Below are 544 nucleotides of genomic sequence, written 5' to 3'. Positions count from 1 at the left end.
GAACTGAACGCCGCCAATGCCATTGGCGGCGTTCAGTTCGGCGGCGGCGAGCTTGTAGCAATTGAGCAGCGTCTCGCCGAGGATCGCCTGCAGCCCGGTGATCGGGATCGACAGGCCGACCTTGACGGTGTCGGCGGCGCGCAGGACCGACGGCGCACCGACCATGGCGAAAGCGGCCGCGGCGCCGCCGGATTTCAAGACAGTTCTTCTGCTTATCATTGTTGTGTTCCCTTCCAGTCCCAGGCGCGCCCCATGCACGCCTTACAAGTCAACAAGCTCCCAGGCGCGCTTCAGGCGCGCCTTATAGGGCCAACAGATCCTTCAGCAGGGTCTCGTCGGCGAACGCCTCCGGCGCGCCTTCATGGACGATCCTGCCCTTCTCCATCACCAGGCAGCGGTCCGATGCCTTGAGAACGAGATCGAGATTCTGCTCGACCAGCACGATCGCGATGCTGCGTTTGCGCGCGATGCGCGGCACCAGCTCGGCGATCGACTGCACGATGTTCGGCTGTATGCCTTCCGAAGGCTCATCGAGCAGCAGCAC

1 protein-coding gene and 1 pseudogene are annotated in these 544 nt (G+C 63.6%); both read right to left on the bottom strand.

Annotation, left to right across the window (positions count from 1 at the left end; translation table 11 throughout):
* The coding region (locus EN994_RS34525; RefSeq protein ID WP_164746579.1) for an ABC transporter substrate-binding protein at positions 1 to 219 on the bottom strand (219 nt) is incomplete at its 3' end.
* 82 nt (positions 220 to 301) lie between these two features.
* Positions 302 to 544: pseudogene (locus EN994_RS34520) on the bottom strand (ABC transporter ATP-binding protein); the annotation flags it as partial.

This window comes from Mesorhizobium sp. M7A.F.Ca.CA.002.09.1.1 (assembly GCF_003998555.1).
Taxonomy (GTDB): domain Bacteria; phylum Pseudomonadota; class Alphaproteobacteria; order Rhizobiales; family Rhizobiaceae; genus Mesorhizobium; species Mesorhizobium ciceri.
The sequence above is the reverse complement of the archived record's forward strand: the minus strand, read 5'-3'. Positions and strand labels throughout refer to the sequence as shown.